Raw genomic sequence first — 416 nt, forward strand, 5'->3', positions numbered from 1 at the left:
TCTGGCCATGAGTTGGTTACGTTACCTTCGTCATCATACACCTCTAGTTTTACATTGTTGTTTTTATCAACATAGAACTGAGCTTTTGGTTTTCCGTTATTTCCAAATAGAAATAATCCATTTTTTTTACCTCTCGTTTTTCCTAGCAGTATCCTTGGCGTCCCCCCTATAAGTCCTTGATCTGAATATTCTCTGTATTTTTGTCTTCTTAATTTTTTGTCTTTAATACTATCTAACGCTGCAAATATTTTATTTGTTTCTTCCCGAGATGCGTTTGCAGTTCGGTCGCTAAACATTAAAGCACTCGATACATTTCTTTTATCACCTATTTCTGTATCACTTGTTAAGAGTTGCATCACTTGGTCGCCGTCATATCGATCATATGTTAATGACAGTCCAGAACTATGCCCATTTTC

The 416-nt window shown here is 36.1% G+C and carries 1 pseudogene; it reads right to left on the reverse strand.

Annotated elements, in window-relative coordinates:
• Window positions 1-416: pseudogene (locus tag B2U95_RS00690) on the reverse strand (hypothetical protein); the annotation flags it as partial.

The sequence above is a fragment of the Winogradskyella sp. UBA3174 genome (genome assembly GCF_002364335.1).
Taxonomy (GTDB): Bacteria; Bacteroidota; Bacteroidia; order Flavobacteriales; family Flavobacteriaceae; genus Winogradskyella.